Here is a 15,677-nt window from a genome sequence, read left to right on the forward strand (position 1 = left end):
AATGAAAGGCGGAGACGTCTTTTTTTATGTTTAAAAAAACTTTAAATCATTTACGCTATCTTAAAAATGATCGTAAGTGGCAAAAAACACGGTATCTCAGTGTTCTTACACTAGAGGGTACCGCTAAACAGTTTTATGACACACATTATGATGATTGGCAAGTTGATCATCATTTATTTTTGTACGACGTGCGAGACGGACAGCAACTAGATGATTCACCTTTTGAGTTGCTACGCTATTATTTAGAAAAATACCCTAAAACATTGCATGTGATTGTAGCTGCTGAAAAGCATATCGATAATATTAAGCAAGTCTTATATTTTTGGAATTTACAGAATGATATTCGGATTATAATTGTTCAACAGTTTTCTAATCAACATATGCAATATCTTTTAACAGCAAAATGTATTATTACCAATGCCATGATTTTTTCCAATATTTTAGTTAAACGTGGGTCACAAATTTTGGTCAATACTTGGCATGGTACACCACTTAAAAAAATGGGATATGCTATGCCTGGTGGTGTCATGGGTTCTTGGAATGTTATTCGTACGCTGATGATGACGGATTATCTTGTATTACCTAACCAATATACAGCAGATATTTTCAAACGTGATTATCGTTTAACTGGTTTATTTAAAGGTGAGTTTGTAGTAGCAGGTTATCCTCGCAATGATGTTTTAGTCAATGGTATGCTGGATGATCAACTGAAAAAAATGCAAGTAGAATTAGCAACAGACCAACCTGTTATTTTATACGCGCCAACTTGGACGGGAGACTCAGCAACGTTAGATGGCACACATAATGGGCTTGAAAAATATCTTGATGTGTTACAGAAAATACAAGCTAACTATTCAAACTATGCAATTAAATTCAAACCACATCCATATGTTTACGAGTCCATACTTAACGATGACCGTTTTGCTAAGTATTTGATACCAAGTTGGTTAAATACAAATGCTTTATTAGCATACACGGCGATTTTGGTTACTGACTACTCATCGTTATTCTTTGATTTTCTGGTCACTAAACGACCAATTATATTTTTAGACATTACAGATAATTATCAAAGTGAACGAGGCACATATTTAGGATCAACCACATTACCTGGTCCTTTTACAACAAAAGTATCGGATGTGATAGAGTGGATTGGTCAGATAGATCAAGTTCAAATAAATCATCATGAGCAGTACCATCATTTTGTTAACGAGTTTGTATCTGAAGATGATGGCAACGCAACGCAAAGAGTTGGTGAATTAGTTCAGCATGAGCTCAAACTCAAAACACGGGGGAATTTATCTGTATTAGTTAATGGCGAAGATTTTTCTACTGACAAATTCAGCCCCCTTGTAGCAAAAAAAATCAGTAATAAAGTGGATGTTAGTATTGTGGTCTATGTCAGTCACTTATTGGATAATTGGTATGGGAAGCAATTTTTTAGTAATGTTGATGATACAGTGTCCAATACACGTATTTTCGTTAACGATGACATGATAATTGATGGTAATTGGCAGCAATTAAGTATTATCGGGCAACGTGTGGTAGGCACACAAGCTTTTGACGCCTTACTGATAGAGCAACAAGCTAGTAGCTTGCATCAAAAAACCTTACTCACTTTATCTGATACCGTAGTCATGGTACCAAACACACAACGTGAGCAGTGGTTGTTGGCGCTGAATTATCAATACATATCATCAATAAATGACTTAGCCATTTGGCAAACAACAGCGGCAAATCCTGCAATTTTGTCACAAATTAAAGAGGAATTAAAATGAGTGAAGCAACAGTATCAGCGGTTATTGTAACGTATAATCGTCTTGAACTTTTAAAAGTGTCTATTCAGAAAGTCTTAGGGCAAAATACACCAGCGCTAAAGCACGTGATTATTGTCAATGGTGCTAGCACAGATGGCACGCGAGAATATTTAGATAGTCTAGCAGATAATCGTTTGATTATTGAACATTTATCTGAAAATCTTGGTGGTGCCGGTGGCTTTAACTGGGGGATCCGACAATTCTATGAAAAGACACAGGATGATTTGGTTTGGGTAATGGATGATGATTCAATGCCTACAGAAACTGCGCTCTCAAAATTATTAACCATGTTTAACGCTAATTCAGATGCTGGTTGGGGTGCAAGTAAAGTCAATTGGATTGATGGCGAATGGTCGAAAATGAATGTACCAGCCCCAGCAGATGGTGGAAAAACGGCTGTTTTTTATGGCCAAGATAATTGGGTCCCTATTAAACATGCAACCTTTGTGTCAACGATTTTTAAACGTGAATTAATTCAAAAAACTGGATTACCACAAAAAGAATACTTCATTTGGGGAGATGACATTGAATTCACAGAACGCTGTTCACGTGAAATGACAGGCTATTTTGTACGTGATTCGATTGTTATTCATGCAAGTAAATCTAATCCTAATCCTGGCGATATTGTTGGTGAGTTAGATGAAGCGCGTTTACCACGTTATCTGCTAGAATATCGTAATCGTTTGCTAACATCACGTCGTCGTCACTCGTTATTCAAATTTATTAAGACATTGGGGCATGGTGTTTTAGATTTTATAAAAACATTGTGTCTTCCTAGCGTAAAATATCGTTGGCGTAAATTAAAGATTATAATTCGAGGTACAATCAATGGCTTTAAGTTTCATCCAGAGATTGAAAAGGTTTAAGTTCATATGATAGAACAATTTTCAAAGAGATTTATAATGTTAATAAAGGAAAAAGAAAATATTTTATATTTGAGTGCCACAGTTATCTTAACGGGGGTACTTTTTGGCATTAATATATCTGCACAGTCTATGACCTGGTCCCAAGATGTTTGGTTTCATCTTTCCAGAATACATGAGATAAATGTTGCTTTAAGTCATGGACAGTTACCATCTATGGTCAATTTTAATTCCTTTAGTTCAGTGGGACAAGCAGTCAATGCGATGTATCCTAACGGGACACTAATATTACTGGTATGGATGACGCAGTGGTTGTCCCCGATATCCCAGTACTTTGCAATTATGGTAATACCTATTCTAGTGGGAAGTGTATGTACATATGTAGTTGCTAAACGAATAGGTGCTTCATCTTTTCAGGCTTTTGCCTTCTCAATGATGATTTCTTCTCTTATGAGGCCTCAATTTAATAATGTGCAGACCTCACTTTCGATGATTTTCACCACTTATGCTATTATTTTATCATTTTATGCATTGATATTAATGTCTAAGAGCTTTAATATTTCGGCAATACTATTGCTCAGTATCGCTGTGTCTTTAGTGGTGAACACACATATACTTTCTACAATTTTACTAGTATTATATCTGATAGTTTTGACATTATATTTTTGGCATCAATCAGTAATTAAGGTTGATATGTTAAAAACAAATTGGAATTGCAGCACTAATTTCAATAATACTAAGTGCGTATTCACTGTATAATATCTTTGTAATGATGGGGAACAAATTAACCCAACCATTCAATTTTAAACTAATTAATGGTACTTTGAATTTAGATAATCTATTTTCTAGTGCAATCAACTGGCAGTATTCAACTAGTTTTTCGCTCTTTTCTCTGATGGCTCTTTTTATAATTTGCATAAAATGGCATGAGCTAACTACCACTATTAGGTACTTGAGTATCATATCTGGTGGCTTAATATTATTAATGACTGCATTAGTACCATGGGGAGCCTTGCAAAATTCGTTATTTTCAATAATACAGTTTCCTACACGTTTTATGGTTTTTACCAATGTAACTTTGCTCATAGTTTTACTACTGATCATCATAAAATATGGTAATAATGCATCAAACTGGTTGATGATCTTTTTAAGCATCCTCATAATAGGAAACAGAATTGTTAATAATTGGCAGTATCGTCAAGAATCACTAGTAGATTTATCACCAAAAATATACCATCGAGGTGTATTTGATCTAATGAAGTCATCACGGATTAGTAATTCAATTATTAGAAGAGACGACTTTTTTGAATTACGTAAATATCCAGAGTATTTGCCACAGCAATCATTAGTAGTGAAATCAAACAGAAATAGCCTGTTGAAACCTGATAGTCAGCAAATGAGAACTTTTAACCATGAAGCATTGAATCAAGGAACGTTGATAAGAGGAAAAAAATTAGCTAGTACAGCAAATTCTGTTACATATTCTTTTGATAAAGTTAAATCTGGAGAGTTAGGTGTGCCATTCTTTGCTTTTACAAATTTAAATTATCAAATTCAGGTTAATAACAAAATCAGTAATTATAAAAAAAATGACCGTGGGACACTGAATGTGCATATAAAAAATTCAGGAGAACAAGTTATCAAAGTTTCCTTAATACAACCACTTGTTGTCAAACTTTTGTGGGTGATAGGTTTAATTGGGTGGTCTGTCACATTCATTGTACTATTACTGCCAAAACATAAATTGAAGTTAAAAAGTAATAAATAATTCTGACACAATTAACTTAGTTTTTTAAAATAAAGTATATTTATAATTAACTATTTAAACATGCGTAATTAATCATCACAATTAGTAGTCAAATTTTCACATATACGGGAGAAGTAACAATATAATGTCTAATTTTTTTAAGTTATCAGAAAATAAAACGACGATTCGTCGCGAAATTTTAGCTGGTATTACTACATTTGTCTCAATGGCCTACATTTTCTTTTTGAACCCACAAATTTTGGGTCAAACTGGTATTCCTACGCAAGCTGTTTTTCTGGCTGCTATTTTAGTAGCAGTATTTGGTACATTATTTATGGGATTATTTGCTAATGTACCTTTTGCTTTGGCGCCAGGAATTGGTATGCAGGCTTACTTCACATATACAATTGTATTTGGTTTTGGTTTTACATGGCAGCAGGCATTAGCGATTGTGTTCTTAGTTGGTGTAGTAGATATTGTTATTACATTAACGCATGGACGTAGAGCTATTGTTAAAGGCATACCAAACGAATTAAAAGCTGCCATTGGTGGTGGAATTGGTTTGTTTGTGACCTACATAGGTTTAAAAAATGCAGGGTTCATTAATTTTATTGTTGATCCTGAAAATATTAAGACGTTAAATGGACAACCCTTTACTGGCAAAGGGGCGGATAAAATACATACCATCTTAGCAAATGGGGGTGTTACACCTGAATTGAGTAAATTTAACGATCCATCTGTTTTATTAGCATTAATTGGTTTCATTATCTTAATCGTTTTAGTTATGCGTAAGATACCGGGCGCTTTTTTGATTACGTTAGTCGCCACGACCCTTATTGGTATTCCAATGGGTGTTACTAACACACATATTCAGCCCGGTACGTCAATTGGGTCTGCGTTTGATTCATTGGGTCATGTCTTCGGCCAAGCTTTGGGAGCAAATGGTATTGGATCGTTATTTACTGATTGGCATCAGGCATCGCTGGCAATTATCACAATTTTTGCTATGGGACTGACCGGATTATTTGACGCAATTGGCACTTTAATTGGTATTGGTAATCAAACTGGCATATTCTCGCAGGCAGATACGAAAGCATTCGAATCTGATACGGGTATCAATTCAAAAATGGATCGTGCGTTAGTTGTCGATACATTTACTACTGCATTCGCAGGTATTGCTGGTACGTCAAACACAACTACTTTTATTGAATCTGCCACTGGTGTTGCAGCTGGAGCCCGTACAGGTCTAGCTAACATTGTAACTGCGATTGGTTTTGCATTGATGATTGTTTTTGCGCCTCTAGTTGGTGTTGTGCCATCAGCAGCAACATCACCCTTACTCATTTTGGTAGGGATCATGATGATGGGAGAGTTTAAGAAAATTTCTTGGCAAAACCTCGAAGTTGCCATACCAGCATTTTTCACTTCAGTATTTATGGCATTTTCATATTCAATTTCATATGGAATTGCAGCCGGATTCATCATGTTTATTATCGTTAAGTTAGCTTTAGGCAAATTTAAAGAATTATCGCCTGTATTGCTGATTATATCTGCGTTTTTCTTAATCAATTTTATAGTACTTGCATTAATGTAAAACATTCTCATAATATTTGTACTTGTTTAAAAACTAAACCGCCTAACAGGTGGTTTTTTTGATACAATAAGAATATGAAAACAGGTACAGTAAAAATTTGGCAAAAAGAACGTGGTTATGGTTATATCACACCCGATGACGGTGGAGATGATGTATTTGTCCACTTTAATGGTATTGATATGGAAGGATTTAAATCCTTGAATCAAGGGGAACGCGTCAGTTATGTATTGGTAGCAGGTTACAAAACCTACCAAGCGGCACAAGTTCACCCTATCCTAAAAAAGGCATCAGAAGTATAATGGCAGAACGTGAAATTGTGATAGATTCAGAAATTGTCTATGAAGGTCCCATATTTAGTATTGAGACACAGCAAGTGACTTTATATAATGGGCAGCAGGCAGGACGCGATATTGTTCGGCATGTACCAGCAATTGCTGTCATAGCATTTACCGATGATGACCATATTATCGTCGAAAAACAGTATCGTGCGACAATTGGGGACTTTATTTTAGAAATTCCTGCTGGTAAGTTAGATGAGCGCGATTTTGATCAGCCTGAACATGCTGTAACCCGTGAATTGAACGAAGAATTGCGGATGACTGCTGGTTCAATTTCACGAGTTATGGGATTTTTTGAGACAGTTGGTTTTTCTGATGCGTATATGCATATTTATGTTGCGCGTGATTTACAACCGGTCGCTGAAGCAGAACAGTTACCGCGTGACCTAGGGGAATCACTTGATTTAGTCACCATGTCATACGATGAAATGAAGGCATTGTTTGATGCTGGTCAGTTAAATGACCAGAAGACAATTGTTGCATTCCTATATTGGTCATATTTGCGAGGTTAATATGTCTGAAGAATTAACACGAAAATCAGCGCAAAAAGCGACTAAAAAAGCGCAAAAATTACGTGATAAAGAACGCCGTCAAGCCGAAAAGCTTTATGCAAAGGAACATCCGACAGAAGTTACGGTTGTAACACCAGAAACACGCGAGGAAATGCGCTTAACCCGAAAGGGGCGTTATGAACTCGGATCAAATGGTAAATTAACAGCAAATGGTAAATCTAAACGGTTAACACATCGCTATAATTTAGCCATTGTGATTTTAGTATTTTTAATTATAGCTACATATGCATTCTTTTTTCTAGTGAACTAATAAAAATTAGTGATTAGAAATTAAAGCTGTGTTTTAACATGTGAAAGGAATAAGCTTAAAATAGCTTGAAAGACTCAAAAAGATGAAAATTGGAATTATTACGCCAATGGCGGAAGAAAAAATAGCATTGATTGCTGCTTTAGAAAATAAGCGTACCAGGACACATGGTGGGGCAGAGATAACAGAGGGACAATATCGCGGTCATGATGTGATACTTACTGAGTCAGGTATTGGTAAAGTAGCAGCAGCTTCGGCAACTACCGTAATGATTGATAATTTTCAACCAGATTTGATTGTTAATACTGGTTCGGCAGGTGCATTGGATCCAGATTTAAAAATTGGTGATGAAGTGATTGGGACACGTGTGGCATATTCAGATGTGGATGTTACCGTGTTTGGTTATGAATTTGGTCAATTACCCAATAAGCCTTTATACTACGAAGCAGATGTAGCCGTTGTTCAAGCATTTGAAGCATTAACTAAAGTTAAAAAAGGACTTGTGGTCTCAGGTGACCAGTTTGTTCAAACAGAGGCACAGAAGCGCATTTTGGCACATTTCCCAGATGCTTTAGTGGCAGAAATGGAAGCTGCAGCTGTGGCACAAGTTGCTTATCAGTTTGGCACACCATTTATTATTTTAAGAGGTGTATCTGATTTGGCAGATGGTAATTCAGGTATTGTCTTTGACGATTATGTTGTCGAAGCAGGGAAAGCATCAGCTGCATTACTACTGTCATATCTTGACAGTCAGGAATGATTGAGACCGCGAGAGCGGTCTTTCGTGTTTTATGTATTCCTGTGATAAGATAAAAATAGATATAATTTTAAGGATTAAAAAATGATTACAAGCTATAATTTAAAAGCACTTGGGGATGTATTGGTTATTATTTTAGGACCAAATGCCGATGCGCAATATGTTACTACGCATGGTCAAGTGACACGTATTCAAGACAAAAAAACAAACAAGACAACAGGGTTCAATATTACTGGTGTTGGTCAGGCATTAGGCTTGACCGAACAGGCTGGGCAGATTTATTTAAACGAAGACCAAGTGACAACTCTAAATAACTTGATTAGAGCTGCTGACTTTGATTATGAATTGGTTGCGACAGCTTCAAAATTAGTTGTTGGACGTGTTGAAAGTATGGTATCACATCCTGATTCTGACCACCTGCACGTGACAACGACTGCAGTAGGTAACGGGGAAACATTGCAAATTGTGTCTGGTTCTCCAAACATGCGTGAAGGTATTAAAGTGGCTGTGGCGCAACCCGGCACAATGATGCCTTCAGGTGCATTAATTTGGGACGGGGCGCTTCGTGGTGTACCTTCCAGTGGGATGATTGTTTCAGGTAGAGAATTATACTTGCCTGAAGCACCCGATAAACCAGGCGCTTTAGTTTTGCCTGAAAATTTTGGTGAAGTGGGCGAACCATTTGATTTTATTAAAGCACAAACACTTTATACGGATGGTTTAGTGGATACAAACTATTAAAATGGTAACAAAAAATCAATTGCAAGATGCACCGCGAGTATATCGCACGCTAAATGATGAAAATGCGCAATATAAAAAATTAGTATTTGAACTGCGTAAGGGTGAGTTGCAATATTTTACGTTTAAAATGGACAAGGAGAAATAATGGCCAAAACATATTACTTTATTGGTATTAAAGGTACAGGTATGGGGCCGTTGGCACAAATCTTACATGACCAAGGCAATACGGTTCTTGGTTCAGATATTGATACTTATACATATACACAAGCACCTTTAGAAGTTGCAGGCATTAAAATTTTATCTTTTGATTCGAAAAATGTTGATGCTCACAAGGAAGCTATTTTTGTGAGAGGAAATGCATTTACGGATGATCATATCGAGGTTGCTCGGGCCCTTGCGCTTGGTGTGACAATGTTGTCATATCCGGATGCAGTCCAAGAACAAATTGCGCAGACAACTTCCATTGCTGTTGCGGGTGCGCATGGGAAAACATCAACGACTGGTTTACTAGCTCACGTGCTGAAAAACATAGCACCAACCTCTTATTTAATTGGTGATGGGACAGGACGTGGTGTTCCTAATTCACAATTTTTTGTTGTAGAGGCTGATGAGTATCGTCGTCATTTTAAGGACTATGCGCCTGATTATGCTATTTTGACTAATATTGATTTTGACCATCCAGATTACTATACAGGTATTGAAGATGTGACAAGCGCTTTTTCTGATTTTGCTAATCATGTCAAGAAAGCTATTTTTGCTTGGGGTGATGATGCACATTTACGTACACTTCAACCAAATGCCGACGTGTACTATTATGGTACGAACGTTGAAAAAGATGATTTTGTGGCAACAAATATTCACAAATCAACACAAGGGTCACATTTTGATGTTGTTTTCCGTGGGGAGCAATTAGGTGAATTTGGTGTACCATTATTCGGGCAACATAGCATATTAAATGCTTTAGCTGTGATTGCTGTATCTTATATGGAACAAGTTGATTTGAACTTAATACGTGAGTACCTAATGACTTATCAAGGGGTCAAGCGTCGGTTCAGTGAAAAACAAATTGCAGATATTACAGTCATTGATGATTATGCACACCACCCAACTGAAATTGATGCAACATTGGATGCGGCACGTCAAAAGTATCCAAATAAGCAAATTATTGCTATTTTCCAACCACATACTTATTCGCGGGTAATTGCTTATAAAGATGAATTTGCTAGAAGTTTAGAAGCTGCGGATAAAGTTTATTTAGTTAATATATTTGGATCGGCACGTGAAAAAAAGGGTAGCGTTACCTCAGCTGAAATCGGGGCCGAAATTAGTAAATTTGGTGGTATCGTTGACGAAAACGATATGAGCCTACTAATGCCTTATGAAAATGCTGTCATGGTATTCATGGGGGCTGGTGATATTGAAAAATATGAATTTGCTTATGAAAAGTTGTTAGGGCAACTACGTACGGATTTGCAATAATTTTCTCTAGAAGCAGTCGTAATATTAAAAGACAATACATTGTGTTGGCCTTTTAATATTACTTTAATATCATTTCTGGTATAATAGAGATAACCAGAAATGATAGCTGGGAGATAAAAGTAATTATGAGGAGACTCAAATGGATAATTTTAATTTAAATGCCCGTCGTGATGTGACTGGTATGGATGAAGGTATGCGTGTATTTTTCAAGCAGACTTATTCATATATGGCATTGGCTTTACTTGTTTCAGCAGTGACATCTGTTATTGTTAATCAATTCTTTTTAGCACAAGTGGCAGCACTGTTTACTAACTCAATTGGTGTGATTTCACTGATTGGTGTGCAATTCTTGATTATGTTTATGATTGGACGTAACACTTTCAAAAATCCTGCGCGCGCGTTTGGGTTGCTAATGGCTTTTGCGATGGTTGAGGGTATAACTATAGGTATCTTACTAGCCATTTATAATTTTGGGTCTGTGGCATTAGCTTTTGCTTCAGCATCTGCTGTCTTTGGTGGTATGGCATTATACGGTACCTTTACGAAGCGGTCACTCAGTGGCTTGCGCCCTATATTGTTTGGGTTGCTAATTGGTTTAGTGGTTGCCTCAGTGGTAAATGTCATTTTTTATAATGGTATTGTCATGTTGTTGATTTCATGGGTTAGTGTGTTTGTTTTCGCACTTTATACCGCATATGATCACCAAACACTCAAAGCAATGTATACACAATCAGCTGGTATGGACACTCGCGGTTTGGCAGTTAATGGTGCTTTACGTTTATATCTTGACTTTATTAACTTGTTCTTCGCTTTGTTACGTATCTTTGGCGTAGCAGGTGGTTCAAGAGACTAATTTTAAAGAAAATTAGGACAGCCTTAGGGCTGTTTTTTTGTTACACTAGAAACAGGTAAAGGAAATAAAGATGACAAAAAAACTACTTTTAATTGATGGCAATTCACTAGCGTTTCGTGCATTTTATGCGATGTATCAGCAACTCGATCGTATGATATCTCATAACGGATTACATACAAATGCCTTGGTAGCATTTAATAACTTTTTAGACCAGATTGTTGATCCGATGCAACCTGATTTGGCACTCGTTGCTTGGGATGCAGGTTCTGGAAAAGACACTTATCGTGGGCAACTATTTCCTGAATATAAAGATGGCCGTTCAAAAACACCATCAGAATTTAAAGAACAGTTTCCCTATTTACGTGAAATGGTTGCGCTTCATGGCTTAAGAAATTACGAAAAAATAGGGCTCGAGGCTGATGACATTATTGGAACGTATTCTCGTATGGGTGAGGCAGCTGGTTATTCAGTCACCATTATCACTGGGGATCAGGATTTAATTCAGTTAGCAACGGATAACATTACTGTTAATGTGACTAAAAAAGGTGTCACAGAACTTGAACGCTATACACCAGCTTACATCATGGAAAAGTATGGTTTGACACCACAGCAAATTATTGAGAAAAAAGCATTAACAGGTGATACATCAGATAATTATCCAGGTGTCACTAAAGTAGGTGAAAAAACTGCATTAAAATTGTTAGCGGAATACGAAAATATTGATAATTTGTATGCAAACATTGAAGACATGAAAAAGTCTAAGATGAAAGAAAATTTGATCAATGATCGTGAATCTGCGTTTCGTGCTAGAAAATTAGCAACAATTAGTACAGATGCAACATTAGATTTGCCACTGCAAGAAATCGAGTATCGGGGCATAGATTATGATAAGCTTGTACTTTTTTATCAAGATTTAGATTTTAAACAACAGTTAGCAAAAATTAAAGCATTACGAAAATCAGGGCAAATAGCCGGTGGTGATGAACAAAACGAAACTCAAGTTCATGTTGTGACATTGACTGACACTAATCTGCGAGCTGTGACCATGCTTGGCAAAAAAGTTGCTGTACATATTGAAACCACTGGTGATAACTATCATATTGATGAGATGATTGGATTTGTGATAGGAAATCCAGAAGTCGGTTATTATGCTAGTCGTGATATGACACTGTTACAAACAACAGAATTAAAGTCAATTATTGAAGATGAGAACGTTGTAAAAAATGTGTTTAATGTTAAAGCACAGTTGATCTTGTTTAAGCGTTTAGGTTTGCAACTAAAGGGCACCTATTTTGATTTTCTATTAGCTGCTTATTTATTGGATACGACGGATAATGATAATGAATTATCTACATTAGCCCAGCGCTTTGATGTTTATATGTCATCTGATGATGAAATTTATGGTAAAGGTGCTAAATTTGCTGTACCAGATGATGAGGGACGTGTTTTGATGCATCTCGCACATAAAGCTGACACGTTAATGCAACTAGAATTACCTGCGTTGGCTGCGTTAAAAGCGCATGAGCAAATGCATCTTTATACTGAAATTGAGTTACCATTGGCGCACGTATTGGCTGATATGGAATACCAAGGTATTAGAATTAACCAAACGCGCCTATACGATATGGGTGTGGATTTGCAAGGACGTATTCATACTATAGAGGATGCCATTTATATTGAAGCCGGTGAAAAATTTAATATTAATTCACCCAAGCAGTTAGGTATTTTACTTTTTGAAAAGATGGGGCTTCCTGTCATTAAAAAAACAAAAACTGGTTACTCCACTGCAGTTGATGTATTAGAAAAATTGGCGTCACAAGCACCGATTGTTGACCATATACTGCAATATCGCCAATTAGCTAAGTTGAAATCTACCTACATTGATGGCATGTTGTCTGTTGTTTATCCACAAGATAGTAAAATTCATACACGTTTCTTACAAACTTTAACCCAAACAGGGCGATTATCATCAGTAGACCCTAATTTACAAAACATTCCCATGCGAACAGAAGAAGGGCGTTTAATCCGAAAGGCATTCGTACCGAGTGAACCAAATTGGCAAATATTTGGCGCTGATTATTCCCAAATTGAGTTACGCGTATTGGCTCACATCACTGGCGATAAAAACATGCAAAAGGCTTTCCTAAATGGTGAGGACATTCATGCTGAGACAGCTCGCGCTGTTTTTGGATTAGCTGATGATACACCGGTTGATGCTAACATGCGTCGTACAGCCAAGGCTGTTAATTTTGGTATTGTATATGGTATTTCTGACTTTGGGTTAGCTAACAACCTAGGTATTTCACGTGCTGAGGCAAAGCAATTTATAGACACTTATTTTAAAGAATTTCCGCAAATTCATGAATGGATGGATAAAATTAAACAAAGTGCGCACGAGTTAGGATTTGTTGAAACAATCGCGAAACGACGTCGTTATTTACCAAATATACAATCAAAAAATTTTAATTTACGTAGTTTTGCTGAACGAACTGCGATGAATTCTCCAATTCAAGGTTCTGCTGCAGATATTATTAAAATTGCTATGATTAAAGTGAATAGCGCATTGAAAGAAAACAATTTGCAAGCACGTATGTTGTTACAAGTGCACGATGAATTAATCTTTGAAGCGCCATCAAATGAAATTAGTGAATTATCGGAATTGGTGACTAGTGTCATGGATTCAGCTGTGTCACTGGATGTCCCAATGAAGGTTGATAATCATTATGGTGACACGTGGTATGATGCCAAGTAAGTTATAGGATCATATTTATAAAATTGATGTCAGGTTTCCTAACACGTATTTGCACAGTGCAAAAAAATCTATTACAATATAAGTATGTTAACGGAGGTTGTTCAATGAGCGAACGTGAATTGAGAAGAAACTTAGCAATTTTACCCATTGGCACAGTACGTGAGCTTACCTTATTGTCGGATCGTCAGATCCGCTATTATGAGCAGAATGAGCTTATTATGCCAAATCGTGGTGCAGGTGGTCAGCGCCGTTTTTCGTTAAATGACGTTGACCGTCTCCTAGAAATCAAGGATTTTCTAGATGCTGGTGATTCAATTAAAGATATTCAAGAAATATTTGCCAAACAACACCGTATAGCACTTGAAAAGCATGACTCCGAATTAGCGTTACGTCGATCATTGCAAAAAGAATTTGCACAAATTGGTCGATTTGGACGCTAGTTTACAACGTATCATATTTATCATCGCATGTTGCATAGAAGAAAGGGAAACCATGGCACGAAAATCATTTACCAAAGAAGAAATTAAACAGCTCGTAGAAGATGAAAACGTGGAGTTTATTCGCGTAACATTTACTGATGTTTTGGGTGCAATTAAAAATGTTGAAGTACCAACATCACAATTGGACAAAGTATTAGCTAACGATTTAATGTTTGATGGCTCATCAATTGAAGGATTTGTTCGTATTAATGAATCAGATATGTATTTATATCCTGATTTATCAACATTTATGATTTTCCCATGGGCTACAGACAGCCATGGTGGTAAAGTAGCACGTTTGGTTGCTGATATCTATACTGCTGATCGTGAACCCTTTGCTGGTGATCCACGACATGCCTTGCGTGAGGCATTAGCATCTGCTAGAAAAGCAGGGTTTACAGCATTCAATGTTGGGACTGAACCAGAGTTCTTTTTGTTCAAACTTGATGAATTGGGTAATCCGACAACTGAGCTTAATGATCAAGGTGGTTATTTTGATTTGGCACCACTTGATAGAGGTGAGAATGTTCGTCGCGAAATCGTATTGACGCTTGAAAAAATGGGATTTGAAATAGAAGCAGCTCATCACGAAGTCGCAGAAGGCCAACACGAAGTTGACTTTAAGTATGCTTCAGCACTTGAAGCTGCGGATAATATTCAAACATTTAAGTTGGTAGTTAAGACAATTGCACGTAAAAATGGATACTATGCAACATTTATGCCAAAACCAGTAGCTGGTATTAATGGATCAGGAATGCACACTAACATGTCATTATTCCGTGATTCAGAAAATTCATTTGAAGATGTTTCTGATGAAATGGGATTGTCAAAGACTGCTTATAACTTCTTAGGTGGATTATTAGCTCATGCAACTGCAATAACTGCCTTGGCTAATCCAACGGTTAACTCATATAAGCGTTTAACGCCTGGATTTGAGGCACCTGTCTATGTCGCTTGGTCAGCATCTAACCGTTCACCAATGGTACGTGTGCCTGCTTCACGTGGCAAGTCAACCCGATTGGAATTACGTTCTGTTGATCCAACTGCGAACCCATATACAACACTAGCAGCTATTTTGGTTGCCGGCTTGGATGGCATTAAAAATGAGTTAGAACCACTTGCTTCAGTTGACAAGAATATCTATTTGATGGATGAAACTGAACGCGTTAAGGCTGGTATTACGGATTTGCCTGATACATTATTGGCAGCTGTTCGTGAGTTATCGGCCGACCAAACTGTTATTTCAGCAATTGGTACACACATTGCAGATAAATTTATTGAAGCTAAGAAAATTGAATACACATCATATCGTCAATACGTTTCAGAATGGGAAACAGATGCATATTTTGAAAATTATTGATAATTAAACATTATATAACTGGTCACGGGTGAATGTCGTGGCTTTTTTGTTTGTTTCGTATTGAAAACTGAAATAAGGTTG

At 36.8% G+C, this 15,677-nt stretch carries 16 protein-coding genes; all 16 read left to right on the forward strand.

Annotated elements, in window-relative coordinates; all coding sequences use genetic code 11:
- Positions 1-26: 26 nt before the first annotated feature.
- The 16 genes from HNQ98_RS03185 (at position 27) to glnA (ending at position 15,596) form a co-directional block, all read left to right on the forward strand.
- On the forward strand, positions 27-1,775 hold the full coding sequence (locus HNQ98_RS03185; protein WP_135197279.1) for a CDP-glycerol glycerophosphotransferase family protein: 1,749 nt from the start codon (positions 27-29) through the stop codon (positions 1,773-1,775).
- Positions 1,772-2,680, forward strand: coding sequence for a glycosyltransferase family 2 protein (locus HNQ98_RS03190; RefSeq protein ID WP_135197280.1), 909 nt, complete (start codon positions 1,772-1,774; stop codon positions 2,678-2,680). The genes HNQ98_RS03185 and HNQ98_RS03190 overlap by 4 nt, the downstream gene beginning before the upstream one ends.
- Before the next feature lie 36 nt (positions 2,681-2,716).
- A complete protein-coding gene (locus HNQ98_RS03195; RefSeq protein ID WP_019040497.1) occupies positions 2,717-3,436 on the forward strand; it encodes a hypothetical protein in 720 nt (239 codons plus the stop codon).
- Between the two features lie 226 nt (positions 3,437-3,662).
- Positions 3,663-4,445, forward strand: coding sequence for a hypothetical protein (locus HNQ98_RS03200; RefSeq protein WP_184284947.1), 783 nt, complete (start codon positions 3,663-3,665; stop codon positions 4,443-4,445).
- Positions 4,446-4,569: 124 nt separating this feature from the next.
- Positions 4,570-6,018 carry an NCS2 family permease gene (locus HNQ98_RS03205; RefSeq protein ID WP_014974126.1) on the forward strand — a complete coding sequence of 483 codons (1,449 nt, stop codon included), beginning with the start codon at positions 4,570-4,572 and terminating at the stop codon, positions 6,016-6,018.
- Between the two features lie 74 nt (positions 6,019-6,092).
- Positions 6,093-6,317: a cold-shock protein gene (locus HNQ98_RS03210; RefSeq protein ID WP_014974127.1), complete on the forward strand. Its 225-nt coding sequence runs from the start codon at positions 6,093-6,095 to the stop codon at positions 6,315-6,317.
- Positions 6,317-6,868: an NUDIX hydrolase gene (locus tag HNQ98_RS03215; protein WP_135197282.1), complete on the forward strand. Its 552-nt coding sequence runs from the start codon at positions 6,317-6,319 to the stop codon at positions 6,866-6,868. Before HNQ98_RS03210 ends, HNQ98_RS03215 begins: the two co-directional genes overlap by 1 nt.
- Before the next feature lies 1 nt (position 6,869).
- Positions 6,870-7,178 carry a hypothetical protein gene (locus HNQ98_RS03220; RefSeq protein WP_135197283.1) on the forward strand — a complete coding sequence of 103 codons (309 nt, stop codon included), beginning with the start codon at positions 6,870-6,872 and terminating at the stop codon, positions 7,176-7,178.
- Positions 7,179-7,260: 82 nt separating this feature from the next.
- Complete coding sequence (locus HNQ98_RS03225) at positions 7,261-7,935, forward strand: 5'-methylthioadenosine/adenosylhomocysteine nucleosidase (RefSeq protein ID WP_135197284.1); 675 nt, start codon at positions 7,261-7,263, stop codon at positions 7,933-7,935.
- 81 nt (positions 7,936-8,016) lie between these two features.
- Entirely contained in the window at positions 8,017-8,673 is a 657-nt protein-coding gene (gene ytpR, locus HNQ98_RS03230) for a YtpR family tRNA-binding protein (RefSeq protein WP_135197285.1), read from the forward strand.
- A 1-nt stretch (position 8,674) separates the two neighbouring features.
- Positions 8,675-8,818 (forward strand): hypothetical protein, encoded by a 144-nt coding sequence (locus tag HNQ98_RS03235; RefSeq protein ID WP_014974132.1) that lies wholly within the window; start codon positions 8,675-8,677, stop codon positions 8,816-8,818.
- Positions 8,818-10,152, forward strand: a complete 1,335-nt coding sequence (murC, locus tag HNQ98_RS03240) for a UDP-N-acetylmuramate--L-alanine ligase (RefSeq protein ID WP_135197286.1) — start codon at positions 8,818-8,820, stop codon at positions 10,150-10,152. Before HNQ98_RS03235 ends, murC begins: the two co-directional genes overlap by 1 nt.
- Before the next feature lie 139 nt (positions 10,153-10,291).
- The gene (locus tag HNQ98_RS03245; RefSeq protein WP_019041472.1) at positions 10,292-11,005 is read left to right on the forward strand and encodes a Bax inhibitor-1/YccA family protein; all 714 of its coding nucleotides are present in this window, start codon (positions 10,292-10,294) and stop codon (positions 11,003-11,005) included.
- A gap of 70 nt (positions 11,006-11,075) precedes the next feature.
- The gene (polA, locus tag HNQ98_RS03250) at positions 11,076-13,757 is read left to right on the forward strand and encodes a DNA polymerase I (protein WP_014974135.1); all 2,682 of its coding nucleotides are present in this window, start codon (positions 11,076-11,078) and stop codon (positions 13,755-13,757) included.
- A gap of 104 nt (positions 13,758-13,861) precedes the next feature.
- The gene (locus HNQ98_RS03255) at positions 13,862-14,197 is read left to right on the forward strand and encodes a MerR family transcriptional regulator (protein ID WP_014974136.1); all 336 of its coding nucleotides are present in this window, start codon (positions 13,862-13,864) and stop codon (positions 14,195-14,197) included.
- 52 nt (positions 14,198-14,249) lie between these two features.
- Positions 14,250-15,596 carry a type I glutamate--ammonia ligase gene (gene glnA / locus HNQ98_RS03260; protein WP_014974137.1) on the forward strand — a complete coding sequence of 449 codons (1,347 nt, stop codon included), beginning with the start codon at positions 14,250-14,252 and terminating at the stop codon, positions 15,594-15,596.
- Positions 15,597-15,677 lie beyond the last annotated feature (81 nt).

Origin of the sequence: Leuconostoc carnosum (assembly GCF_014207505.1) — a bacterium.
Taxonomy (GTDB): Bacteria; Bacillota; Bacilli; order Lactobacillales; family Lactobacillaceae; genus Leuconostoc; species Leuconostoc carnosum.

Excerpts from the sequence above, each read along its gene's own strand:
- murC (WP_135197286.1), top strand. The coding sequence starts at position 8,818 with ATGGCCAAAACATATTACTTTATTGGTATTAAAGGTACAGGTATGGGG.
- polA (WP_014974135.1), top strand. The coding sequence starts at position 11,076 with ATGACAAAAAAACTACTTTTAATTGATGGCAATTCACTAGCGTTTCGT.
- HNQ98_RS03200 (WP_184284947.1), top strand. The coding sequence starts at position 3,663 with ATGACTGCATTAGTACCATGGGGAGCCTTGCAAAATTCGTTATTTTCA.
- ytpR (WP_135197285.1), top strand. The coding sequence starts at position 8,017 with ATGATTACAAGCTATAATTTAAAAGCACTTGGGGATGTATTGGTTATT.
- glnA (WP_014974137.1), top strand. The coding sequence starts at position 14,250 with ATGGCACGAAAATCATTTACCAAAGAAGAAATTAAACAGCTCGTAGAA.
- HNQ98_RS03220 (WP_135197283.1), top strand. The coding sequence starts at position 6,870 with ATGTCTGAAGAATTAACACGAAAATCAGCGCAAAAAGCGACTAAAAAA.
- HNQ98_RS03245 (WP_019041472.1), top strand. The coding sequence starts at position 10,292 with ATGGATAATTTTAATTTAAATGCCCGTCGTGATGTGACTGGTATGGAT.
- HNQ98_RS03190 (WP_135197280.1), top strand. The coding sequence starts at position 1,772 with ATGAGTGAAGCAACAGTATCAGCGGTTATTGTAACGTATAATCGTCTT.
- HNQ98_RS03235 (WP_014974132.1), top strand. The coding sequence starts at position 8,675 with ATGGTAACAAAAAATCAATTGCAAGATGCACCGCGAGTATATCGCACG.
- HNQ98_RS03185 (WP_135197279.1), top strand. The coding sequence starts at position 27 with ATGTTTAAAAAAACTTTAAATCATTTACGCTATCTTAAAAATGATCGT.
- HNQ98_RS03215 (WP_135197282.1), top strand. The coding sequence starts at position 6,317 with ATGGCAGAACGTGAAATTGTGATAGATTCAGAAATTGTCTATGAAGGT.
- HNQ98_RS03195 (WP_019040497.1), top strand. The coding sequence starts at position 2,717 with ATGTTAATAAAGGAAAAAGAAAATATTTTATATTTGAGTGCCACAGTT.
- HNQ98_RS03225 (WP_135197284.1), top strand. The coding sequence starts at position 7,261 with ATGAAAATTGGAATTATTACGCCAATGGCGGAAGAAAAAATAGCATTG.
- HNQ98_RS03210 (WP_014974127.1), top strand. The coding sequence starts at position 6,093 with ATGAAAACAGGTACAGTAAAAATTTGGCAAAAAGAACGTGGTTATGGT.
- HNQ98_RS03255 (WP_014974136.1), top strand. The coding sequence starts at position 13,862 with ATGAGCGAACGTGAATTGAGAAGAAACTTAGCAATTTTACCCATTGGC.
- HNQ98_RS03205 (WP_014974126.1), top strand. The coding sequence starts at position 4,570 with ATGTCTAATTTTTTTAAGTTATCAGAAAATAAAACGACGATTCGTCGC.